The sequence below is a fragment of the Pedobacter sp. Hv1 genome (assembly GCF_001412215.1).
Lineage (GTDB): Bacteria > Bacteroidota > Bacteroidia > Sphingobacteriales > Sphingobacteriaceae > Pedobacter.
The window spans coordinates 544,921-569,310 of record NZ_LLWP01000001.1 but is presented as its reverse complement, the minus strand read 5'-3'; the positions used below and the strand labels follow the sequence as shown (position 1 = coordinate 569,310).

Sequence of the window (24,390 nt, the reverse complement as noted above, 5' to 3'; positions counted from 1 at the left end):
ATATTAACTAAATCGATAGATCTAGTATTAGATCGTCGATAAACCTAAACAGACCAAATGTATGAAATTTTACGATTTTAAATCGTACAGGGCCACCTGTATGAAAAATAAAATTGTGCTAACAATGAAGCTAACAACAATATTGTTGCTTTCTCTTTGCCTACAGGTAGGAGCTTCAAGTTATGCACAAAGAAAGATCACCATAAACGAAAAAAACATTTCACTAGAGCATGTACTGAATAAGATTGGTGCCCAAAGTGGATACGACCTGTTTTTTAATGCTGATCTAATGGAGAAAGCAAAATCAGTTACCATAAATGTAAAGGATGCTCCACTTCTGGAAGTTTTAAAGCAATGTTTTAAAGATCAACCGCTGGCCTTCGAAATTGCAGCTTCGACCATTATTGTACAAGATAAAAAAGCTACAGCTGATAAAGGTGAAATTTTAAAAAAAATAGTTTTTGATGTCAAAGGACGTGTAATAGACGAAAAAGGCGAAGGAATGTTCGGAGCTACTGTAAAAGTAAAAGGTACAGAAACACGAGTGATGACTGGATCCAATGGAGAGTTTGTACTGAAAAATGTACCAGAAGGTGCCATATTACAGGTGTCTTATGTCAGTTATGTTGCACAAGAGGTAAAAGCGGTTACAGGTTCTGAAATGCTGATCCAACTGGTTGCCGAAGCAGGCAGCTTAAATGAAGTGGTAGTTACAGGATTTGGACAAACCCAGAAGAAAGTGAGTTTGACGGCCTCTATCGCTACCGTTCAAACCAAAGATTTGAAGCAAAGTCCGGTATCTAATTTAAGTAATGCTCTAGCTGGAAGATTACCCGGGTTAACTACCATACAATCTTCTGGTATTCCCGGTAGTGATGCTTCAGCCATTTTCATTCGGGGTATTGGTACGTATGGTGCCAGCCGTAGCCCCTTGGTAGTAATAGATGGTTTGCCACGTGGTGATGCCGATTTTGGAGAAATTGATGTGAATGAAGTAGCCTCAATTAGTATCTTAAAAGATGCCGCAGCTACCTCTTTATATGGCATACAAGGAGCCAATGGGGTAATTCTGGTAACTACCAAACGCGGTAAGCTTGGCAAAACCAACATCCAATTTAATGCCCAATATGGCTTGCAAACGCCGCAGCGCTTACAAGAGCGTTTTAGCAGTTACCAGAAGGCAATGTTAGACAACGAGGGTTCGTTGAATGATGGAAATGCTGCCATTTGGACCCCAAGAGAGGTCGAATTATTCAGGACTCAGGAAGACCCCTTTACCTATCCAAATGTAAACTGGTACGATGTAATTTTTGATGATAGTACACCTCAACAGCAGTATAATGCAAACATGAGTGGTGGAAACAACAGTGTAAAGTATTTTGTGTCATTGGGCTACCTGAACCAGGGGGCATTATTTAAGGGCGCAGATAACAACAAATACGGCATTCGCCAGAAATACGACAGGTACAACTTCAGGTCGAACATTGACATTACTGCAACAGATATGATGAATGTTAGGCTCGACTTGGCCTCAAGAATTGAGCAACGAACCGGACCTGGTTTGGGTTATGCGGGTTTGTTCAGTCACGTAAACCTGATGGAACCCTATACTACCCCGGTTTATAACCCCAATGGTACTTATGCTGCAGGGCGTATCATAGCTCCCGATACCCGAAATCCATTGGGTGCACTTACAGAAAGTGGCTATTACGATAATTTCTGGAACAGTACCAATGGTACGATAGAAGTAACCCATAAGCTTGACGTTTTAACCAAGGGCTTAAGCGCAAGAGGGCTGTATACTTTTGAAAATTATGGGGCAATCAACTATGGACAAACGCAGACTTTTACCGCATTTCGTTACCGTAAAGATCCTGTAACAGGTGTAGAAACCTATACGCCATTTAGCCAGCAAACTTCGCTAGCTGCAAGTTCAGGTACTTCTGCAACCCGCTATTTTTATTATAACTTGAGGTTACAGTACGACCGTTCGTTTAAAAAGAACAATTTTTCTGGGATGTTGTTGTTTAACCGAACTTACACCTCAGTTACGGGTAATTTACCTAGGGTATACGAAGGTTTTGTAGCCAGTACAAGTTATAACTATGATTCGAAGTATCTTTTCAATTTCAACATGGGCTACAATGGGTCAGAGAATTTTCCTAAGGGCAAACGCTATGGCTTCTTCCCATCCGTATCAGCTGGTTGGGTAGTATCGGCCGAACCGTGGTACAAGGTTAAAACAATGAATTACCTCAAAATTAGGGGTTCATTTGGCTATGTGGGTAATGATAACATTGGCGGTGCCCGCTGGTTGTTCATTTCAGATTATGCACGTGGTGGTGGTTTTATTTTTGGGAGTACTCCAACAGGATATGGTGGGTATAACGTGAACCGTACTGGTAACCCCAATGTAACCTGGGAAAAATCCCGAAAAATGAACATTGGTCTGGAAACGGCTTTTCTTAACAACGCACTGAAATTGGATGTGGATATTTTTCAGGAAAACCGCACTAACATTCTAACCACTCCGCAAACCATTCCTACTTATCTTGGTATTGCTGGATTAGCTGCCATTAATGTGGGTGAGGTGGAAAATAAAGGCTTTGAAGCGGCATTGAATTTCAATACCAAAGTTAGGGCGGTAAATCTTTTTGGCTATGTAAACTGGACTTATAACAAAAATAAAGTACTGGCCCGCGATGAACCTAATCTAGCCTACCCTTACCAAGCGCTAACCGGTTTACCTGTAGGTTATCAATTGGGCTATCAAGCCATGGGTTTATTCCAGAGTCAGGCCGAAATCGATGCAGCCCCACGTCAGAGTTTTGCGGCCAGGGTAATTCCTGGCGATATTCGCTACCGTGACCTGAACGGTGATAATGTGATCAATGAAAATGACCGTATGGCCATTCAGGCAAATAATTTTCCTTACAATACCATAGGAGCATCTATTGGCGCTTCATGGAAAGGCATTGATTTCAGTATATTGTTTCAGGGATCGTTAGGAGGTAAAACCAATGTGCCTTACTTAGGGCCTGCACGTTTAACTGATGTATGGACACCTGCAACGGCTGCAACGGCTACCTATCCTGCTACACATTACACCTTTACCTCTGGTGCGAACAATAATCAGTTAAGCACCTACTTTATTTACAGTTCTGATTATTTAAAACTCAAGAATATGGAGTTGGGTTATACTTTACCTTCGAAATTGCTAAGTAGATTAAAACTAAGCACGTTGAGGGTATTTGCCAATGGGTTGAACCTGTTTACCTGGGATAAATTGCCATACAAGGATTACGATCCTGAACAAACCGCTAATGGAACAGCCCTTTACCCCACCATGAAAGTGTATAACGTTGGTCTTACCATGAGTTTTTAATAGTATTTAAACTTTCAATAATGAAAACATACATATATAAAATTTTTGCCGTACTACTAATTGTAAGTACGGTATCCTGCAAAAAAAGTTTCCTGGATAGGGTGCCAAGCGATTTCATCAATGAAAGTGAGGTGTTTGGGAATATCGATAATGCCGAGGGCTTTTTAAATAACACCTATTCTGGAATTCCAACCTGGAGGTATGGTGCTGGGCATGCTTATGTCAGTGCAGCTATGACTGATGAGGCCTATCAGCTATGGTCAGACGGAGCCATTCTGTTCAATACAGGGGCCTGGAACCCAAGTAATTTCTTGCCGGTATCTGACGAATGGGGCAATACATATAGCCGCATCAGGGCAATCAATATCTTCTTGACCAATTTTGATAAAATACCAGAAGACCCAAATGTTCCGGGTCGAAAGGCCCGTATGAAAGGCGAAGCTTTACTATTACGTGGCTTTTACCATTCTATACTGTTTAGGGGTTGGGGCAAGATCCCTTTAATGGATCAGCCGCTTTCGCCCGCTACCGATGGCGATGCTGTATTCTTGAAACGAAGCGAATATGCAGAAGTGATGGATTTTATCATCAAAGATCTAGATGCGGGTATGGCCCTATTGCCACCTAAACACAGCGCCGGTTTATGGGGTAGGGTAACCAAAACCATTGGTTTGGCCATCAAATCGAGGCTTTACCTGTATTATGCAAGCCCTTTGCTTAATCCCGCTAATGATCAGGCCAGATGGCAAAAGGCAGCCCAGGCTTCTAAAGAGGCATTGGATATGGCCCTTGCTGAAGGATATGTGTTGGAGCCTAACTATGCTGATGCGTTCTTGAAATATGCCAATTCAGAATGTATCTGGGGCCGAAATATAGGTACGGGTGCCGTTGATGGTATTGACCAGGTAATGCAAACACTAGGCCATGCTGGCTGGTCAAATTGTGGGCCTGTACAGAGTTTTGTAGATGCCTACCAGATGAAGAACGGTCTCCCGATTACCGATCCGGCCTCTGGTTGGGACCCAAAGCATCCCTACACCAACCGCGACCCCAGACTTAACGCAACGGTACTCTACCCGGGTGCGAGATGGAAGGGCAGGACCATTAATATTTATGGACAGGATCGCCCCAGTACCATTCAGCCGGGTACTCATTATTGGTGGAGGAAATACTTGACAGAAAGTTTGAATCTGAACAATAATACAGGAGGGGTAACAAAGGCATTCTCTATCTATCGTACTGGTGAGCTTTACCTGAACTATGCAGAAGCACAGAATGAAGTAGCAGGACCAGACGGTACCGTATATGCAGCCATCAATGCCATTCGCAAACGTGCAGGGATGCCTGATATCCCAGCAGGCTTAAGCAAAGATCAGATGCGTGATGCGATGAGACAAGAACGTCGTATTGAACTTGCTTTTGAAGGCCATCGTTTCTGGGATGTAAGACGCTGGAAAATTGCAGAGGTAGTAGATAACAAGCCAGTATATGGAGTAAATTACACGCTCTCGGCAACCAACCCTACCGATACAACTTTTACCTATTTTGAAATGCAAAAGCGAACCTTTGATCCTAGAAAGCATTATTTTATGCCAATACCACAGCCAGAAATTGATAAACTGGTAGGCAAAAATCCTGGATTTAAGCAAACCGAAGGCTGGTAAAGGTTTTATATTATTTTTTAACGATAGGATAGCGAAAGGCTATCCTATCTTGTTTTTAGCACAAGCCGATATTTTTATTTATTAATTTAATATGTATTCAATAAAACAACTGTCACAATTGTTCTTTGTTATAGGTTTGGTTATATTATGTAATTATTCATCAAAGGCAGAAGAATATCAGCCAGTAAAAGAGATTGCAGGTCGGCATTTTCCTTGGCTTGTGAGTTCATTAAAATTTAGCAAACTATCGGGCAGCGATGGTAAAGATGTTTTTGAACTTTCTACCAGCAGTAATCAGGTTAATATTGCTGCATCTAACGCAAATGCTGCTGCTCAAGGTCTGGGTTGGTACCTTAAATATTATTGTAAGAGGAGTATTTCTCATATGGGCGATCATACTGCTCCTAGCATACTACCTCAAATTAAGGAGAAGGTAAGGATTGTGTCGCCCTATAAACATCGCTATGCGCTAAACTATTGTACCATCAGTTACACCATGAGCTTTTACCGTTGGGAAGACTGGCAACGCGAACTAGATTGGATGGCCTTAAGTGGGGTTAATTTAATGCTCGCTCCTGTAGGTATGGAAGCGGTTTGGCAGAATACCTTGAGAAAAATGGGTTACAGTGATCAGAAAATAGCTGAATTTATTTGTGGGCCAGCATTTACTGCTTTTTTATTGATGGGAAACCTCGAGGGTTGGGGTGGCCCAGTTAGTCAAGCCATGATCGATCAGCAAGTAGTTCTTCAGAAAAAAATTATAAATCGGATGCATGAGTTGGGCATAGAGCCATTGATACATGGCTTCTATGGAGTGGTACCGACCTCATTTGGTGATGAGGTAAAGGCCGAAATTATTAAACAGGGAAAATGGCAAGGCTTTTCTCGGCCTGATTTCTTGGTTCCAAGAGATCCTGTATTTGCCGAAATGGCCGATATCTATTATTCAGAGATTAAAAAACTGTATGGTGAGGACTTACGTTATTTTGGTGGTGATCCATTTCACGAAGGCGGATCTACAAAAGGTATAGATGTAACTGCGGCAGCTTCAGGTATCCAAAAAAGTATGCAAAAAAACTTTCCTGGAAGTACCTGGGTGTTGCAAGGTTGGGGAGAAAATCCCTCAGAAGCACTACTTAAAGGTGTTGATAAAACTAAAACGCTGGTTATTGAGCTATTTGGAGAAAACACCAATAATTGGGAAAAACGAAATGCCTATAATGGTACTCCTTTTATCTGGAGTAATGTGAGTAATTTTGGCGAAAAAAATGGGCTTTATGGTAAGCTTCAACGTTTCGCTGATGAGGTGTATAAGGCAAAAAACAGTACTTATGGTGTTTACCTGGCTGGTGTGGGGATTATACCTGAAGGCATTAACAATAACCCTGTTGCATACGACCTGATGTTGGAATTGGGGTGGCATGACAAACATGTAAACCTACAAAATTGGATTACAGGATATCAAGAATATCGTTATGGTAAAACCACTGAAAATACAAATAAGGCCTGGAAAATTTTGCTGGAAACAGTATATAGTAGTCCTAAGGATTATCAGGAAGGTTCACCAGAATCTATATTTTGTGCTCGTCCAGCTACCACTATCCTTTCGGTGTCCTCGTGGGGTACGAGAAAAAGAGATTATAGTGTAGTTGCATTTAAGCAAGCAGTGCAGCTATTTGCAGCTGCCTCAAATGAGTTTAAAGGGGTTGAAACTTATGAGGTTGACAAGATTGATTTTGTACGGCAGGTATTGACCAACGAGGGCGATGTTGTATATACCAAAATGATGGATGCCCTAATCAAAAAAGATCCTATTGCTTTTAAAACCGAAAGCCAGAAATTTGAAGAAATGATCCTGATGCAAGATTCCCTGCTCAGTTCAAGCCGTTATTTTTCTTTGAACCGATGGCTACAGCAAGCTTCAGATTTTGGTAAGTCAACTAGCGATAAGGCCTTGGCGCTAAAAAATGCAAAGATTCAGATTACTTATTGGGGGCCGGATACAAACCCGAAAACTGATTTGCATGAATATGCCCATAAGGAATGGAGTGGACTCTTAGGCTCTTTGTATCTAGATCGATGGAAAAGTTTTGTCAGCTATCAATTGGATGTGATGGCTGGGAAAGAAGTAAAAGTTCCAGATTATTTTAAAATGGAGAAAGATTGGTCGGAACGTAAAGATTTGTTTAAATCCAAAAAAATAAGTGAGAAGGAATTAAAGAATCTCATTGCTAAAATCTTAAAATAAAAAAAGGCCGCTGGAAGTTTAATTTTCAGCGGCCTTTTTTACAGCTTATTTGAAGCTTATTTTTTAGCGTATTTAAAGTTTTTACCAATAAAACGTGCCGCTTCACCTAATTCTTCTTCAATACGTAACAGTTGATTGTATTTAGCAATCCTATCTGAACGTGAAGCCGAACCAGTTTTAATCTGGCCACAGTTTAAAGCCACAGCTAAATCTGCAATGGTTGTATCTTCAGTTTCACCACTTCTATGGCTCATTACCGAAGTATAACCACTATTTTGAGCTAAACTTACTGCATTAATGGTTTCGGTTAAAGAACCAATTTGGTTTACTTTTACCAATATTGAATTTGCAGTGTTGGTATCAATACCAGTTTGTAAACGTTTAACGTTGGTTACAAATAAATCATCACCTACCAATTGAACCTTATCACCAATTTTATCAGTTAAGCTTTTCCAACCAGTCCAATCATTCTCATCCATGCCATCTTCAATAGAGATAATAGGATATTTAACTGATAGGTCTGCCAAATATTGTGCTTGCTCTTCGCTAGAACGAATTACACCTGTAGCACCTTCAAATTTGGTATAATCGTATTTGCCATCTTTATAGAACTCAGAAGAAGCACAATCTAAAGCTAAATAAATATCTACACCTGGTTTGTAACCTGCTTTTTCAATTGCTTGTAATACAGTTTCAATAGCGTCTTCTGTACCGTCAAAAGTTGGAGCAAAACCACCTTCGTCACCTACTGCAGTAGATAAACCTCTATCGTGTAAAATTGCTTTTAAGTTGTGAAATACTTCAGTTCCCCAACGTAAAGCCTCAGAAAATGATGGAGCGCCAACTGGCATGATCATAAATTCCTGAAATGCAATAGGTGCATCAGAGTGAGAACCTCCGTTAATGATGTTCATCATTGGAATAGGTAGTGTATTGGCATTTACCCCACCAATGTAACGGTATAAAGGTTGTCTACTTTCTGCAGCTGCTGCTTTAGCAACGGCCAAAGAAACACCTAAAATAGCATTGGCACCTAAATTTCCTTTATTTTCTGTACCGTCCAAGTCAATCATTAACTTGTCGATTAAATTTTGTTCAAAAACATCAACACCCTGCAAGGCATTAGCGATTTTGGTATTTACATTTTCAACAGCCTTTAAAACGCCCTTACCCATGTAGGTCTTTTTGTCGCCATCACGTAATTCAACAGCCTCATGCTGACCAGTACTCGCACCAGATGGTACAGCTGCACGGCCCATTTGACCATTTTCTGTAACTACTTCAACTTCTATTGTTGGATTACCTCTGGAATCGAGGATTTGCCTTGCATGCACATCGATTATTAAACTCATTTTATTTATATTTTGATTTAAAAATACCCTTAGTGTAAAATATACAATTACCTAGGGCGTATCCAAAGTTAAAATAATTTTTAAATTATAGGATGGATAACTTTATTTTTTATCAGAAATGTATTTTTATGCCTGAAAATAAGCTGTTTAATGTGATTTGTTACTAAAAAAGCCATTGTAGAATATACAATGGCTTTCGAAGAATATAGTTGAATAATTAAGCTTTTTCGGCAAAAAATAATTTATAAACAAGGCCAGCCAAAACAGCCCCAGCAATAGGTGCTGCCCAAAATAGCCACAGCTGACTTACCGCTTCGCCACCTACAAATAAAGCTTGGCTTGTACTACGAGCTGGATTTACAGAAGTATTGGTAACAGGGATACTAATCAGGTGAATAAGCGTTAAACATAGGCCAATGGCTAAACCTGCAAAACCTTTTGGTGCACGCTCGTCTGTTGAACCTAAAATAACCAATAAAAAGATAAAAGTTAAAACCACTTCAGTTACCAAAGCAGCGACCATGCTATACTTGCCAGGAGATAATTCGCCATATCCGTTAGTTGCAAAACCACCAATGCTGCTGCCATTACCTGTTGCTATTACATAAAGCACACCTGCACCTGCAATACCACCTAAAACTTGGGCAATAATGTAGGGAACAAGATCTTTGGTATCTAATCTGCCAGCTACCCAAGCGCCAACAGAAACTGCGGGGTTTAAATGAGCTCCAGAAATATGCCCTAATGCATAGGCAATGGTAACTACGGTTAAGCCAAAAGCCAAGGCAACACCAACAAAGCCAATGCCTGCCCCGGGGTAATTACAAGCCAGTACTGCACTGCCACAACCACCTAGTACCAACCAGAAGGTTCCAATAAATTCTGCTACAAGTTTTTTCATTTTTTTTAGTTTATTTAAGTTTACGATAATTTGCAATGATATAAATAGGCTAAAAAAATAAAATGAACAGCTTATTTTGTCTCCATTTTTTGTTTAGCCTCTACCCACCACATCAGTTCGTTTATAAAAACAGCAGCTCTTTTGTCTGTACCTTCTTGATCCGTTGGTTGTCCATTTTCATCAAATGTTTTTTCTACGGTAGCTACAGGAAACATAGCAGGCACGGTTAAAGCGCCAATTTTCCATAAGCTAAATTGTAAGGAAGTGATTACCTGTGTTCCGGCAAATGCGCCAGCAGAAACTGTGGCAATTGCTATGGGTTTGCGCTTCCATTCTGCATACAATAAATCAGTTACATTTTTTAAACTCGCTGGATATCCACCATTGTACTCAGGAGTTACAACTATAATACCATCTGCATTGCTTACTGCTGCTGCAAGCGAAAGCATGTCTTCGGTTGGATTGGGAATAAACCTTAGGCGTTCTTCAAAAATTGGGAAATTATACTCCTTAAGGTCAATAATTTGGGCTTCGGCTAATTGGTGCTCGGTCAAGTAATTCTTGAAATAAAGGGCAACTCGATGACTATTTCGGCCATTTCTAACACTTGCCGAGATAATTGCAATATTTTTCATAAACTAATATATTATTTTATTTGCTGATAACATGAAGGAATCTTGTTCAAAATTTTTCAAAAAAAGAATGGTCAGCAACTGTCTGCGTTGAGTTTTGAACTGTATTTTAGAATTGGGGACTTTTTTGCTCGAATACAGTCAAATTTAACCCATTTGTTTTATCTACTGTTTGGTGTTAAAATGCATAAAAAAGGATGATAAGTTTGCCTATCATCCTAAAATATTGAATATCCTATTGGTATAGTTTTATTATTCCCACTTGAAAGTTTTAACGGCTACGGCATAAATCGCAACTCCCCAAATTGCCATGATTAATATCTGGTGTTTGACATCCCATAAATTTGCGCCTTCAAAAGCAACTTTGCGCATGGCATCATTTAAATAGGTAAGAGGCAATGCTCTGCTAATGGGCTGTAGCCAAGTTGGGAAGGCATCTATAGAAAAGAAAGTGCCCGATAATAAAAACTGTGGTAAGGTAATGATGTTTGAAATTGGCGGAATTGTACTCTCACTTTTGGCAATGCCAGAAACCACAAAACCAAATCCCATAAATACAATTACGCCAAGGGTAGCTAGTACCAACATATTGAGCACAGTAAAAGCCCCATTGATCAAAGTGAATTTAAAAGCAAAATGACCAATCAAAATAATAAATAAGGCACCCAATAAAGCAAAGCCGATACGTGCTATACCTTCGCCCAACACAATACTAGAGCGTTTTACAGGTGTAGCAAAAAAACGTTTGATCACTAGGTTCTGACGCAGGCTAAAAAACACAAATGCAGTACCAAATACCCCAGTGCTTAACAAAGAGAAACCCAATTGTCCTGGCAAGATAAAATCAATAGTGCGGTACAAACGACCACTTACTGTACTTGCTCTAATTTCTGTTACTGTTGGTTTTAGATTTTGGGTATTTAAATTATAAGAAAGCTCATTTAAAACCGATTTTAAGATGTTTCCTTTGTCTAAAGATGCTGAGGTATATTTCACGTTGGTGAAATAAGCAGGCACACCATTGGGGTTTTTTTCTACGCTAATTAAAGCATCATAAGTTCCTTTTTCTAATTTTTTATCAATGTTGTCCTGACTATCATTTTTGGTTAATCTAATGATCTTCATTTGGCCCAATGCATTTACAATTGGATTGTTTAGGTCAGAATTAGGTGCAACAGCCACATCTAATTTTGTTCCACCGCCACCTAAAAAGCCAAATACTAAAATAAAGATGAGTGGGAAGGCTAAAGTAAATACTACAGCCGATGGGCTGCGCATAATGGATCTAAAACTTGCTTTGGCAAGTGCTAAGGTAGCTTTGGTATGGCTATATGGTGTTTGCATGATATCGGAGTTGAAAGGTTAATAGATTAGTTGTATTGCTTGATTGTTGTAATTGTTAGGTTTTAAACAGTTATTGACTTAAAGCTAATCTTCACGCCATTCTTTGCCGGTAAGGTTAATGAATACATCTTCGAGATTGGCCTTTTTTACCTCTTTTTTACGCTCAAAACCACTAGCAATTAAATTGTCGATTAATTTATCTGGGGTATCTAGTGCAATGATCTGTCCACGCTCAACAAAAGCTACACGATCACATAATTGTTCAGCTTCATCCATATAATGTGTGGTAATCACAACCGTAGTGCCATTAGCCCTGATTTCGGTAATCAGATCCCATAAGTTTCTTCTAGCTTGTGGATCTAGACCTGTGGTGGGTTCATCTAAGAAAATGATCTTTGGCTCGTTGATTAAGGTAGTAGCAATAGAAAAACGTTGTTTCTGTCCGCCAGATAAAGCTTTGTACTTTGCTTTTGCTTTATCTTGTAAGTTCACTTTCTCTAACATTTCCATTGGGTTTACCGTTACACCGTATAAACCTGAAAACAGTTCCAACAGTTCTACCAAATTTAAGTTTGGGTAATAACCAGCAGCTTGGAGTTGCACGCCAATAATTCGTTTAATGGAACTAGGGTCTTTGTCTACAGAAAAACCATCAACAATTACTTCACCAGACGTTTTTTGACGCAAGGTCTCAATAATTTCTAAGGTTGTTGTTTTACCCGCACCATTTGGCCCAAGCAGCCCAAAAATTTCGTTCTCATAAACGTCAAAGCTCAAACCCTGAACTGCTTTGAAATCGTCGTAATTTTTTACTAGATCTTTAACGCTAATAATGGCATTATTCTTTTCCATGAGGATAAATGTAAGAAGGTTTAGAAGAATAGAGAATGAATTTTATCTGAATGGTAGTAAAATGTCGATAAAATGATGATTTTTCAGGGTGAAATGTGAACGCTCGACTAAAAAATGTTAAGGCCACAAGAGTTTAATCTTATGGCCTTAAATTGAATAAATTTTAATCAAAGTTATAACCTACCAGGTGAGCTCACCTTTAATCATGCCGATAAAATCATCGAATAAATAACGAGAATCGTGTGGTCCAGGAGAAGATTCTGGGTGGTATTGTACCGAAAATGCTTTTTTGCCTTTTACACGAATACCTTCTATAGAGTTGTCGTTTAAATTGACGTGTGTAATTTCTACTTTATCAGATTTTTTAACCTCATCAGGGATTACTCCAAAACCATGATTTTGAGAAGTAACTTCGCAATGGTTTTTAATAATATTTTTAACTGGGTGGTTCAATCCACGGTGGCCATTAAACATTTTCATAGTGCCAATGCCATTGGCTTCTGCCAATAACTGGTGACCCAAACAAATACCGAATAAAGGCTTATCAGCAGCTAAGATTGCTTTAACAGTGTCAATGGCATAAGGCATTGCCGCAGGATCGCCAGGACCGTTAGAGATGAAATAACCATCTGCACCCCACTTATCCATTTCTTCGAATGTGGTTTTTGCAGGATAAACTTTTACATAACTATCTCTCGCATCAAAATTGCGCAAAATGTTTTTCTTAATGCCCAAATCTAAGGCAGCAATTTTATAGGTCGCATCAGGATTGCCATAATAATAAGCTTCGGTAGTAGAAACTTGCGATGAAAGTTCTAAACCACTCATATCAGGCACCTCAGCCAATTTCTTTTTCAACTCCTGAAGATCGGTAATCTCAGAAGAGATAATGGCGTTCATTGCACCTTTGTTTCTGATGTGACGAACTAAAGCACGAGTATCAATTTCAGAAATCCCTACAATATTTTCATTTTGGAAATTATCCTGTATCGATTCTGAAGCTTCTTTTCTGCTGTATAGAATGTTGTAGTTTTTACAAACCAATCCGGCAATTTTTATCGAACCAGATTCAACCTCTTCTTTATGCATACCGTAATTGCCAATATGGGCATTGGTAGTTACCATAATTTGTCCAAAATAAGAAGGATCTGTAAATACTTCTTGATAGCCTGTCATGCCAGTATTAAAGCAAATTTCGCCAGTTGTTGTTCCAATTTTTCCGGCAGCCTTGCCATAAAAAACAGTGCCATCGGCCAATAACAAAATTGCAGGTAACTTGGTGTAGTTAGTCATGTGTATTCCAATAAGAATTGAGGGTAAAAAAAGAGAAAAAAGAATGGAATTTCGTAACGGTTTTGCCGTTTTTGTAAGATATTAAAGAAATCTGATCGAACTCATTCATTTCAGGATACAAAGGTAGGTTTTTCAATGGATTTTTCAAGAGTTTTTTGTCAAATTTTAATATTTATTTAGGTAATCGAAAATGACGAATAGGAAATAGGCTTTGGTTAAAACCTATCTGTTCTATTTTTGTAACCATGTATTAAATTCTATTTTCCATTTCCTATTCTCTATTGCCTATTTCCTATTCACCATTTCCTGTTATTCAATAATAAAACCTAATTTTGTCTATCAAAACAAAAAACATGTCTGTAAACAAAGAAATAAAGCGCATTACTACGCATATTTTGCAAGAAATGAAACACCGTGGTGAAAAGATCGCGATGTTAACCGCTTACGATTACTCTATGGCAACCATTTTAGATGATGCCGGTTTAGATGTTTTACTGGTTGGCGATTCGGCCTCGAATGTGATGGCGGGTCATGAAACTACTTTACCAATTACATTAGACCAAATGATCTATCATGCACAAGGCGTAGTTCGTGGTGCTAGTCGTGCATTTGTAGTGGTAGATTTACCTTTTGGTACCTATCAAGGCAACTCAAAAGAAGCCTTAAATTCTGCCATCCGCATTATGAAAGAGTCTGGTGCACATGGGGTAAAATTAGAAGGAGGTACAGAAGTTGTAGAATCTATTCAGCGAATTATTACAGCTGGAATCCCGGTAATGGGCCATTTGGGTTTAACTCCACAATCTATTTATAAATTTGGTACTTATACCGTTAGAGCTAAAGACGAAGCTGAGGCTAACAAATTAAAAACAGATATTTTGGCTTTAGAAGCAGCAGGCTGTTTTGCGGTAGTATTAGAAAAAATCCCTGCTAAATTAGCTGAAGAAGTAACAAAAAGTGTAACTATTCCAACTATTGGCATTGGTGCAGGACCAAGTTGCGATGGCCAAGTTTTAGTGGTGAATGATATGATTGGCCTAACCAAAGGATTTAAACCTCGTTTTTTACGTCAATATGTAAACCTTTACGATGGAATTTTAAATGCTGCCCAATCTTATATCAGAGATGTAAAAGCAAAAGATTTTCCAAATGAAAAGGAACAATATTAATTGGAACAAAGAATAAATTCAATTTGAAAAGCAGTTTTAGTGCTTCTCGGTTACGATAGTCCCGCTTTCCTTACAAGCCCAATAAAAATTGGGGCTTTTCATTCAATCGGGTTTAGTTTACTTCATTCAGTTCACAAAGAAAAAATAGAACAATTAAAACTCAAGTCTTGATACTTGATACTAAATACTTGATACTACAAAATGCCAATTACCGAAGCAGATATTTTATACGAAGATAACCATCTTATTGCCATCAATAAGCGCTCTGGCGATATTGTGCAAGTAGATGAAACAGGAGACGAACCTTTAGATGAGAAAGTAAAAAAGTACATTGCTGCCAAGTACAATAAACCAAATGGCGCTTTTTTGGGTGTGGTACATCGCTTAGATAGGCCTGTTAGTGGGGTAATCTTATTTGCAAAAACAAGCAAAGCTTTAGAAAGAATGAACGCCATCTTTAAAAATAGGGAAGTACGTAAAACCTATTTTGCGGTAGTTCGCAATAAGCCTGCTAGACTGGAAGGAAACTTAGTACATTGGTTAATTAAAAATCCACAGAAAAATTTAGTAACGGCCTATAACAAAGAGGTGCCGAATAGTCAACGTTCAGAACTAGATTATAAATTAATAGGAGAGGTTGGTGGTTTTTATTTGTTACAAGTAAATCCACTAACGGGGCGATCGCATCAAATTCGTGTGCAACTCTCTACCATGGATTGCCCAATTGTAGGCGATAATAAATATGGTTATCCACGTGGAAGTAGAAAAGGAAGTATTTGTTTACATGCCCGTAGATTAGAGTTTATCCATCCAGTACAAAAAGAGCCGGTCAACATTTTTGCACCTTTGCCCGTAGATGGGTTTTGGGAGCGTTTTGAAAAATTTTAAGTTGTTGATGTTTCTAACGAAATTGTTGAAGCAAAGTTGTTTGTAGGGAAAATGAAGGCTGAAAATTTTAACAATTCCCTATTGTTTTATTTGCAACGATTTTAATACTTTTGTGCAAAGAATAAATTATATACAGATGAAAAAAATATTTTTAACAGCATTAACATTGGGCTTTTTAAGCCTTACAATTGTTTCTTGCCAAAGCGAGAAAAAGGATGGTGCAGCAGATTCTACAGGTATAGCAGAAACTAAAACAGATACATCGAAAACGACAGTTCCTACAGCAGCTACTTCAACTACTCCAGCAACGGCAGAAGAAATTGAAAAAGCCAAAGTTTCAGCTCCAGATTTTTCAGTTTCAGAAATTAATGAGGGATTTAAAGAGTTTACTCCAATTAAAGAAGAATATGTAGCAGCACTTGCAAAGAAAGATGTTCCTGCTGTAAAAGCAGCGCAAGATAAGTTTAATGCCTGGGCAACAAAAGCATCAACTTGGGGTGCTAAACTGCCAGTTAAAGAAAATCAAAAGTATATCGAATACTACGAAAAACTAGTTCAGCAGTGGACTATCGCTGGAAAAACAGCAGCGAAATAACTAAAAACAAAGCCCATTACAAACGTAATGGGCTTTGTTTTTTAATCAATCTAATGACAATCCACTTTGGTAAAAACCATCGCTTGCCCAAAAGTTAACTTGGCAATATTTTTAAAAACAGTTTTTCCATTTTGTTCTTCAATGTCTCCAAAACCCTCTAACAGTTGATCTCCCTTTTTGAGAAAAGCAACTTGTCTAACAGATTCGGTTCCTTCAGCTTTAAAAGTGTAGTCTGCAATTAAGGTATCACCCCTCATTTCTCCTTTAAAAATTCCGGTATTTTTATCTTTCTCGTACAATTTATAGTTTAACTCTCCAGTTGTAATCGAACCACTGGTCATAACAGTTAGGCTTGCCGTATCTTTATCTTTAACATATGCATAACAAAGCTGTTCAGTGCTTGGTGTAATTGTGGTATCCAAAGCCAGCGAATCGTTAGTGCTTTGTTCGGTTTTGTTACCCTGACATGCTACAAATAAACTTGCAAGGCTGATCAGTATCAAAAAAGTTTTTTTCATTGGAATATCATTTGAGTTTTAGCTTCATTTATTTACCTTTTCTAAAGTATCAACAGTAATGGTACAAAAAAGTTTCGCAGATCGATAAATAATCGGTTCAAAAGAAAACCCCGCTAAGGAGCGGGGCTAACTAATCAATCATATAAATATGAAACTCTTATGTTACCAAACATAGGTGCCAGCAGAACCGGCAGGTAAGGTGGTGGTTACAATCTTGCCATCATCTTTAATATTAAATGTTTGGTCTGATGTGCTAGTGTTCATTACAATCAATGCTTTTTTACCTTCTGGAGTTTTAAACGCTACATTAGACAAGGTATTGTTTAAGGTAGAACCTATGCGCACAGAACCGGGTTTAACAAATTTAGAAGCATGAGCAATTACATAATAAGCTACATTTCTACTTACAGCTGGAGCAATAGTGATCGCACCTAAACAAGTGGTACAGCCTCCATCTGGCGTATGCGGATTATAATTTGCATCTGCTGCCAAGTTCCATTCCAATACATTGCGGCTCCAGTTTCTGGTGGCACCTACAATTAAGGTAGATACATGCCATTTCAGGTCTTCTGCAAAATTACCCGGTCCACCAACCCATTGCTCTGTGAAATACACATTCTTGTTAGGATAGGCATTGCGAACGGTAGAGAGCGCCGAAATGTTACCACCATACAGATGGAAAGCAGAGCCATCTACATAAACATTGGCAGCAGGATCAGCTAAAATTGTCATCGGATAATCTGGTCGATCGGCATTATGGTCGTACACAATAATTTTAGTAGCTAAACCAGCGGTTTGGAAGGCTGGCCCAAGAGCACTTTTAATAAAATTAGCTTGATCTACAGCCTCCATATACATACTTGGTGTATTCCCGGGGTGTAATGGTTCATTTTGTATAGTAATGGCATCTATGGTAATACCTTGCGCTTTCATGGCCTGGATATACTTTACAAAATACTTTGCATAAGATTGATAGTATTCGGGTTTTAAACTTCCGCCTTTGTACGCTTTGTTGGTTTTCATCCAAGTTGGTGCTGTCCATGGAGAGCCCAAAATTTTAATATTTGGATTGACTGCTAAAATCTTCTTTAGAATAGGGACCAAATCGGTCATTTCAGCTTCAATAGAAAAGTAATCTTGGTTAATGTCGGTTTGTCCCGTTGGCCTTTCATTGTAGGTAAAAACGTTGGCACTGAGGTCTGATGCGCCAATACTTACCCGTAAATAACTCACCCCAATAGCACCTTCTTCATTTGAGAACAATTCTTTAATTAAAGCGTCTTTTTCGGCTGTACCTAAACTGTTCATTAAAGTGGCACTTCCTCCGGTTAAAGTATAACCAAAACCATCAATAGTTTGAAAAACTTGCGATGGGTCTACTTCTATAGTTGTATTTCCATTGTTTGTTGCCGAAAAATTAAGTGCAACATTTTGCTTTTGTAGCAATACCGATCGATCACCTTTGGTTAACCAAAAACTAACATCGCTGGTTACCGGCGTAACTACTGGAGGTAATGTTGGCCCACCTTTATTGTCATCTGTCTTTGTACCTTTTTTACAAGCACAAGAAACCAGAATAACGGCAAAGCCAAAAAAGATGCTCGAGAAGAATTTCATACTGGTCATGTTTAAGGGATGTAATTGAATTTGATTTTTTTGTCCCCAAGTTGAATTTGGAATTCCCCGGCTTCGGTTACTTTTTTAAGTTCGCTATTTACAAAAGCAATGTCTTCAGCTTTAATTTTAAAAGTAACTGTTTTGCTTTCACCAGCCTTTAATTCAATTTTATCGAAGCCTCTTAAACGTTTAATATCTGGACTGATATCACTAGCAATCAAATCTGAAATATATAGCAATACGCTTTCTTTCCCGATCACTTTTCCTGTATTGCCTACGTCAACACTAATCGTTAAGCTTTCGCCTTTCTTTAAGGTGTTTTTACTTAGTTTGATATCGCCATAGCTAAAAGTAGTATAACTTAATCCATGGCCAAACACATATTGAGGGTTGTAATCTGCATCGTAATTGTAGATACCTTCAGTAGTTCCTCTTGCCTCAGACGGTTTGTGGTAATAAGTAAATAGCGCATTTGGAAATTGTGGGTAGGTATAAGGTAATCTTCCAGATGGATTAACGTCACCATATAGAATATCGGCCAGTGCATTGCCACCAAAATTACCTGGCAAATAGGTTTGTACAATGGCGTTCATTTTCTTCTCAAACTTGCTAATTACACGTGGACGACCTTCATTTAAAACTAAAATGATTGTTTTTCCGGTTGCTGCTAATTTTTGCGCCAATTCGGTTTGTAAATCTGATAAATACAAATCGCTCAAGTTGCCCGGAGTTTCTGTGTAAGAATTTTCACCTAAACAGAGCACAACTACATCTACATTTTTTGCGGCAGCAATTGTTTCTTCCATTTTATCGGCATACTCTTCAAAATATTTGCCGCTCATTTTGTAGCTAACTCCTGGGCTATAGGTTACATTTTCTTTGCCAACCTTGTTTTGTAAAGCTTCTAAAATGGTATTGTATTTGGCTGCAAAATCTTCTACTTTCTCACCTTGCCACGAGTAGGTCCAAGCACCATTTAAGGTTCTCATCGAATTGGCATTCGGGCCAGTAACCAAAATTTTGGCCGATTTACTTAAAGGCAATACATTGTTAGTGTTTTTTAATAAAGTGATAGATTCTGCTGCGGTATTTTGCGCAGCCTGCTCATAGGCTTTACTTCCAAATTCTGGATAATCCTTAATGTTTGTAGTAGGTTTGTTGAATAGGTCAAGTTCATATTTCACTGTTAAAATTCTTCTTACTGCATCGTCTATCCGTGTTTGTTTCACTTTTCCCTCTTTAACTAAAGCAATTAGATCATCGCAAAATGGTTCATATTGATAAGCGATCATAGACATATCTATACCAGCATTAATGGCAATCATTACGGCTTCTTTATTGTTTTTGGCAATATGGTCTCTTTTATACAAGTTCTCAATATCGCCCCAATCGGTAACTACTAAACCTTTAAAGCCCAGTTCTTCTTTTAACAATTTGGTTAATATTTTGTAGCTAGAATGTACAGGTACGCCATTAATCAGTCCCGAATTGATCATAATTGTTTTTGCACCAGCATCAATGGCTGCTTTAAATGGAGGTAAGTGGTACTCTCTTAAAGCTTGGTCAGAAATAATAGCAGGTGTTCTATCTTTACCAGAAACCGGAACTTGGTAACCTAAAAAGTGTTTAATGGAAGCCGCAACCTTAAAAGGATTGGCAATGTTGTTGTCTTTTCCTTGGAAACCATAGATCATTTGTTTGCCTAATTCTGAAATTAAGTAAGGATCTTCTCCAAAACTTTCCCACTGACGTGGAAAACGAGGATCAGCTCCTAAATCTAACAAAGGCGAAAATGCCCAAGGAATTGAACTTGCCCTGGTTTCGTAAGCTGTAATTTCAGCTCCTTTTAGTACCAATGCTCTGTTAAATGTAGCGGCCTGACCAATCTGTTGTGGAAACATGGTGGCACCTGCAGTATAGGTTTCGCCGTGAATGGCATCTATACCATACAATACAGGGATCGCATTTTTGTTAGACATAGCTACCTGTTGTATTTTACTTACTACCTCAAACCAATGTTCAGGAGTTCTAGCTCTGTTGTTCGATGCGTTGAGTACAGAGCCTAATTTATATTTAACCAATGCTTTTTGCATCGCAGCCTCATCTAAGGTGAATGGTTCATCGCTGCTAAAACGATCTTTACCTTTGCCAATCACATCTAAAGTAATTTGGGCCATCTGCCCAACTTTTTCTTCCAATGTCATTTTGGCCAATAAAGAATTTACCTTTTGTTGTAATGCGGTTTGGTTTTGTTTCTGTTGTGCAAAAACGTGTAGACTTGTTAACGTAAGCAATAGCACCAAGCTATAGTTTCTAATGTTCATATCGATTTAAGTATTTTGGATGTAAGAACTCCTAAAATACTGCGATTTTGCATTAAAACCGAACAATGTAAGTCAATTATTTTAAGATAAATAATTGATTTTTAGTCGCTTAATAAGGTTTTGATACGCTTAGTCCGCATCTTTTTAAAATTGTTTCTAATTGATAATGAGCCGATAAGCATTTGGCTCAATTGGGGTTTGCCATTTTTGCTAATGCGTTTAAATAACATGGCCTTGTAGTGGTAAAATGCAGGTGTTTTTTTTGTAAAAAAGATGTGTGTTTGCAAAGTTTTGGCAAAATTTGCCATCGATCACTTTATTTATGATCAATGGCAAGATGCATTTTGTTGTCTTGCTGGTATGAAGATAAAAAACAAGCGCAACAATTTAAAATAATCACCAATTAAAATTAAAAGATCGATGATGTGTTTTTCAAGAATGCCATTACTACATCGCTGGATGGTTTTTTATCCTGTATAATTTGCTTTAAAATCTGATTGAGGCCTTCTCTAACTTTAGCCCTTTCAATTTTGATTTTTCTACCTACAACGGCCTCTTGGTAGACCAACTCTTGATTGGCATTGTAAAATTTAACAATAGCGTTTTTGGGTGTTTTTACATTGCTTTCTACTACCCAATTGGCAAAATTGGCATTTTCTTTTTTTTCTTGTGCGCTTAGGCTTAAGCTGAGCATTGCAATGAATGTGCTGATCAATAGTTTCATGTGGTGTGATTTTGTTGAACTAAAAGTATAACCCTCATCAAACATTTATTTTTAGCGTAGTTATATGTACTTTAAAAATGGTTAGAGTTATCTTTTTATAACATAAAAGCCATAACGTTATGTTTTTGAGCCGAAATAACAGTTGAAAATGTCGTTTGTCTACAAAATGTTGTTGTTTGTCGTCATTTGTGAATAAAAAAGTACGATATGTGGGCTAAAGGTTATTTTTGTAAGTAATGAATAGTTATAGGTTTTCGGATAAACCGATTTCAGTTAATAGAATTGTTGCTCATGTTGCTTTTTGGGTAGTAGTTTGGCTATTTACCTCTTTTGTGTATGGCTACAATAAGCAGGATTTTGGTATGGCATTGGAGAATAATCTTTCCTTTTTGCCTATCCATATCTTATATTTTTATACCGTTGCGTACTTTTTGCCTAGGTTTCTATTCAATAAACAATACTTTATCTTTTTTTTCCTACTGCTACTCTGTGTATTTATACTTATTCCATTACTTACCAGGTTAATGGATGTATTTGTTGTTGAACCTAAGCTAGATGCATATTTAAAAAGCAAAGGTTATTACAAATGGGATAAAGTTACTGGAACAATTTGGGAGCGATTGACCAATGCAGATGCCTATTTAAGCGCATTTAAAGGAGCAAATCTGGTGGTTTGGGTAGCCATAGCAATCAGGTCATTTAAGCTTTGGTACGAGCGCCACCATGCAGCCTTACAAGCCGAACTCAATTTCTTGAAAGGACAGATTCATCCACATTTTTTGTTCAATACACTAAATAACCTCTATGCATTAACCCTAAGCAATTCACCTAAATCGCCAAATATTGTAATGGGGCTCTCAGAAATTTTAAGGTACATGCTTTACGAATGTAATGTAGAACGTGTGGCACTTAAAAAAGATGTTGAAGTGTTGGAAAGTTATATATTGATAGAGAAAATTCGTTATGAAGAACGACTTGACCTGAGTTTTACAAAAACTGGTAATATTGATGTACATCAAATTGCGCCTCTGTTATTGTTGCCTTTGGTAGAGAATGCTTTTAAACACGGAGCAAGTGAGAAAGTAGGAGAGGCTTGGGTAAGCATTGATTTATCGGTTAAAGATAACTTGCTTAAATTTAAGGTAGGCAATAGTAAAGCAGAAACGATTGATCAAATGGCGTCCAACCATTATGGTAAAATTGGCTTAGAAAATGTACGTAAACGATTACAGATCATTTACCCCAATGCGCATGAGCTTAAAGTATTTAACGAAGAAGAAATGTTTGTAGCTATACTTGAAATTAACTTGGATAAAATGAGCACACTATAACCATGAAAATCAAGACACTTATAGTTGATGATGAGCCTCATGCCCTAGAGGTGATAGAAAATTATTTACAGCATTTTTCTGATATTGAACTCGTTGCAAAATGTCCGGATGGGATTAAAGCCTTTCAAATTTTACAGCAAAAATCAATTGACCTGGTTTTTTTGGATATTAAAATGCCGGGTTTAAATGGTACAGATTTAATAAAAAGCTTAAAAAGTCCACCCAAGGTGATATTTACCACTGCTTATAGTGAATATGCAGTTGATGGATTTGAATTGAATGCGATAGATTATTTACTGAAGCCGATTCCTTTTGATCGGTTTTTAAAATCGATGGATAAAGTATTAGCACATTTTGGCAATAATAAACAAATTGTGCTTTCAGAAAAGCAATCATTGGCCAATACAGAGAAATTTCTTTACCTCAAGGTCGATCGTAAAATGATGAAGATCAATGTCAATGAAATCTGTTGGATTGAAAGCATCAAAGACTATGTAAAAGTAGTCTTGTCAGATAGGGTGTTGATCTCTAAACAAAAAATCGGCCTGTTAGAAGAGTTATTACCAGAAGAACAGTTTTGCAGAATCCATCGTTCCTTTATCATTTCCATTGCCAAAGTAGAAAGCTATTATGCTTATGCGGTAGAGATTTTGGGCAGAGAACTTCCCATAGGGAGAAATTACAAACAGAATGTACAAAAGAGCTTTAGAGATACGCAGTATTAGATTTTAAAAATAATAAACTCTTTTCACACACCTGTAGCAATTGGGCAGGCAAAGTTTCGCTTAAATAAGGGTGCGAGGCACCATATACGTGATTGGCATGCTCAATTTTAATCAATCTGCTATTGGGATTTGCATCAGCTAATTTTTGGGCTGTTTCAAAAGGTACATTTACATCATCACTGCCTTGTACAATTAACCATGGAACATGAATTTGTTTAGCCGCATTGATAATGTTTAACTGCGCTTTATTTGCCTCAAAATCTGTTAACAAAGTAACATTAAGCGGCATTTTTTCCTTAGTTCTTGCATTCACTACTTCAATTTTTCCATTTTTTCGCCATTCATCCTCTTGCTCTTTTTTCCAAAGGCTACTAAAATCGGCTATGGCACTCCACGTAATTAAAGCTTTCACCTGTGGATTATTGGCTGTCTGTATAATGCTTAATCCACCACCTCTGCTATGGCCAATTAAGAAAACCTCTTTTACGCCTAAGTTCTGTAGAGCATAATTGATGACCAAATCTACATCTATCATTTCTTTCGAAACGGTATTTGAGGCAAATGCGGCCATATCACTTACATCATTTGGTTTTTCGAGTGTTACTCCACTGTGCGACAGGTTAAACTTTAAATAACGATAGCCATTTTGCGCAAAATAACGAGCTACCAGATGGTGTGCCCCCCAATCTTTAAAGCCCTTAAAGCCATGAACAAAAATTATGAGTGGTGTTTTTGTGTTTTTATCGTCATAAGTTAAATCGCCTATAATAGGTTTTTGATCGGCTCCTGTTAACGAAAACTGTTCTTTATGTATCATAATCTATGTTC

20 protein-coding genes are annotated in these 24,390 nt (G+C 37.9%); 8 read left to right on the top strand and 12 right to left on the bottom strand.

From position 1 onward, the window contains the following. Window positions 1-124: 124 nt before the first annotated feature. The 3 genes from AQF98_RS02685 (at window position 125) to AQF98_RS02675 (ending at window position 7,297) form a co-directional block, all read left to right on the top strand. On the top strand, window positions 125-3,385 hold the full coding sequence (locus tag AQF98_RS02685) for a TonB-dependent receptor (RefSeq protein WP_161805840.1): 3,261 nt from the start codon (window positions 125-127) through the stop codon (window positions 3,383-3,385). A gap of 20 nt (window positions 3,386-3,405) precedes the next feature. Continuing rightward, window positions 3,406-5,049, top strand: coding sequence for a RagB/SusD family nutrient uptake outer membrane protein (locus AQF98_RS02680; RefSeq protein WP_055130367.1), 1,644 nt, complete (start codon window positions 3,406-3,408; stop codon window positions 5,047-5,049). Window positions 5,050-5,140: 91 nt separating this feature from the next. Beyond that, complete coding sequence (locus AQF98_RS02675; protein ID WP_082434874.1) at window positions 5,141-7,297, top strand: alpha-N-acetylglucosaminidase; 2,157 nt, start codon at window positions 5,141-5,143, stop codon at window positions 7,295-7,297. A gap of 56 nt (window positions 7,298-7,353) precedes the next feature. Here the strand turns inward: AQF98_RS02675 and eno are convergent, their stop codons facing one another. From eno to carA, 6 genes are all read right to left on the bottom strand, one after another. Further along, the gene (gene eno, locus AQF98_RS02670) at window positions 7,354-8,649 is read right to left on the bottom strand and encodes a phosphopyruvate hydratase (RefSeq protein ID WP_055130366.1); all 1,296 of its coding nucleotides are present in this window, start codon (window positions 8,647-8,649) and stop codon (window positions 7,354-7,356) included. A 217-nt stretch (window positions 8,650-8,866) separates the two neighbouring features. Then, the gene (gene aqpZ / locus AQF98_RS02665; RefSeq protein WP_369816910.1) at window positions 8,867-9,586 is read right to left on the bottom strand and encodes an aquaporin Z; all 720 of its coding nucleotides are present in this window, start codon (window positions 9,584-9,586) and stop codon (window positions 8,867-8,869) included. A 35-nt stretch (window positions 9,587-9,621) separates the two neighbouring features. Next, window positions 9,622-10,185 carry an NADPH-dependent FMN reductase gene (locus AQF98_RS02660; protein WP_055130364.1) on the bottom strand — a complete coding sequence of 188 codons (564 nt, stop codon included), beginning with the start codon at window positions 10,183-10,185 and terminating at the stop codon, window positions 9,622-9,624. A 249-nt stretch (window positions 10,186-10,434) separates the two neighbouring features. Further along, on the bottom strand, window positions 10,435-11,526 hold the full coding sequence (locus AQF98_RS02655; protein WP_055130363.1) for an ABC transporter permease: 1,092 nt from the start codon (window positions 11,524-11,526) through the stop codon (window positions 10,435-10,437). An 84-nt stretch (window positions 11,527-11,610) separates the two neighbouring features. Further along, window positions 11,611-12,378, bottom strand: coding sequence for an ABC transporter ATP-binding protein (locus AQF98_RS02650; RefSeq protein WP_055130362.1), 768 nt, complete (start codon window positions 12,376-12,378; stop codon window positions 11,611-11,613). 180 nt (window positions 12,379-12,558) lie between these two features. Then, window positions 12,559-13,671, bottom strand: a complete 1,113-nt coding sequence (carA, locus tag AQF98_RS02645) for a glutamine-hydrolyzing carbamoyl-phosphate synthase small subunit (RefSeq protein WP_055130361.1) — start codon at window positions 13,669-13,671, stop codon at window positions 12,559-12,561. A 353-nt stretch (window positions 13,672-14,024) separates the two neighbouring features. Between carA and panB the strand changes: the two genes are divergently transcribed. The 3 genes from panB to AQF98_RS02630 all read left to right on the top strand — a co-directional run bounded on the left by panB (window position 14,025) and on the right by AQF98_RS02630 (window position 16,323). Beyond that, window positions 14,025-14,840: a 3-methyl-2-oxobutanoate hydroxymethyltransferase gene (panB, locus tag AQF98_RS02640; RefSeq protein WP_055130360.1), complete on the top strand. Its 816-nt coding sequence runs from the start codon at window positions 14,025-14,027 to the stop codon at window positions 14,838-14,840. Window positions 14,841-15,041: 201 nt separating this feature from the next. Next, the gene (locus tag AQF98_RS02635) at window positions 15,042-15,728 is read left to right on the top strand and encodes an RluA family pseudouridine synthase (protein ID WP_055130359.1); all 687 of its coding nucleotides are present in this window, start codon (window positions 15,042-15,044) and stop codon (window positions 15,726-15,728) included. A gap of 136 nt (window positions 15,729-15,864) precedes the next feature. Further along, window positions 15,865-16,323, top strand: a complete 459-nt coding sequence (locus AQF98_RS02630; RefSeq protein ID WP_055130358.1) for a hypothetical protein — start codon at window positions 15,865-15,867, stop codon at window positions 16,321-16,323. A gap of 50 nt (window positions 16,324-16,373) precedes the next feature. On the opposite strand, the gene AQF98_RS02625 is transcribed toward AQF98_RS02630, so the two are convergent. The 5 genes from AQF98_RS02625 to AQF98_RS02605 all read right to left on the bottom strand — a co-directional run bounded on the left by AQF98_RS02625 (window position 16,374) and on the right by AQF98_RS02605 (window position 21,506). Further along, window positions 16,374-16,841 carry a hypothetical protein gene (locus AQF98_RS02625; RefSeq protein WP_235524159.1) on the bottom strand — a complete coding sequence of 156 codons (468 nt, stop codon included), beginning with the start codon at window positions 16,839-16,841 and terminating at the stop codon, window positions 16,374-16,376. 162 nt (window positions 16,842-17,003) lie between these two features. Then, the gene (locus AQF98_RS02620; protein ID WP_055130695.1) at window positions 17,004-18,458 is read right to left on the bottom strand and encodes a glycoside hydrolase family 30 beta sandwich domain-containing protein; all 1,455 of its coding nucleotides are present in this window, start codon (window positions 18,456-18,458) and stop codon (window positions 17,004-17,006) included. A gap of 11 nt (window positions 18,459-18,469) precedes the next feature. Further along, complete coding sequence (locus tag AQF98_RS02615) at window positions 18,470-20,782, bottom strand: glycoside hydrolase family 3 N-terminal domain-containing protein (RefSeq protein WP_200911827.1); 2,313 nt, start codon at window positions 20,780-20,782, stop codon at window positions 18,470-18,472. A 101-nt stretch (window positions 20,783-20,883) separates the two neighbouring features. After that, window positions 20,884-21,090 carry a hypothetical protein gene (locus AQF98_RS02610; protein WP_055130357.1) on the bottom strand — a complete coding sequence of 69 codons (207 nt, stop codon included), beginning with the start codon at window positions 21,088-21,090 and terminating at the stop codon, window positions 20,884-20,886. A gap of 101 nt (window positions 21,091-21,191) precedes the next feature. Further along, window positions 21,192-21,506: a hypothetical protein gene (locus AQF98_RS02605; protein ID WP_152969617.1), complete on the bottom strand. Its 315-nt coding sequence runs from the start codon at window positions 21,504-21,506 to the stop codon at window positions 21,192-21,194. A 236-nt stretch (window positions 21,507-21,742) separates the two neighbouring features. Between AQF98_RS02605 and AQF98_RS02600 the strand changes: the two genes are divergently transcribed. Both AQF98_RS02600 and AQF98_RS02595 read left to right on the top strand, forming a co-directional pair. Further along, window positions 21,743-22,837 carry a sensor histidine kinase gene (locus AQF98_RS02600; RefSeq protein ID WP_055130355.1) on the top strand — a complete coding sequence of 365 codons (1,095 nt, stop codon included), beginning with the start codon at window positions 21,743-21,745 and terminating at the stop codon, window positions 22,835-22,837. Window positions 22,838-22,839: 2 nt separating this feature from the next. Continuing rightward, window positions 22,840-23,562, top strand: coding sequence for a LytTR family DNA-binding domain-containing protein (locus AQF98_RS02595; protein WP_055130354.1), 723 nt, complete (start codon window positions 22,840-22,842; stop codon window positions 23,560-23,562). On the opposite strand, the gene AQF98_RS02590 is transcribed toward AQF98_RS02595, so the two are convergent. Next, the gene (locus tag AQF98_RS02590) at window positions 23,543-24,379 is read right to left on the bottom strand and encodes a S9 family peptidase (RefSeq protein ID WP_055130353.1); all 837 of its coding nucleotides are present in this window, start codon (window positions 24,377-24,379) and stop codon (window positions 23,543-23,545) included. The genes AQF98_RS02595 and AQF98_RS02590 overlap by 20 nt on opposite strands. Window positions 24,380-24,390 lie beyond the last annotated feature (11 nt).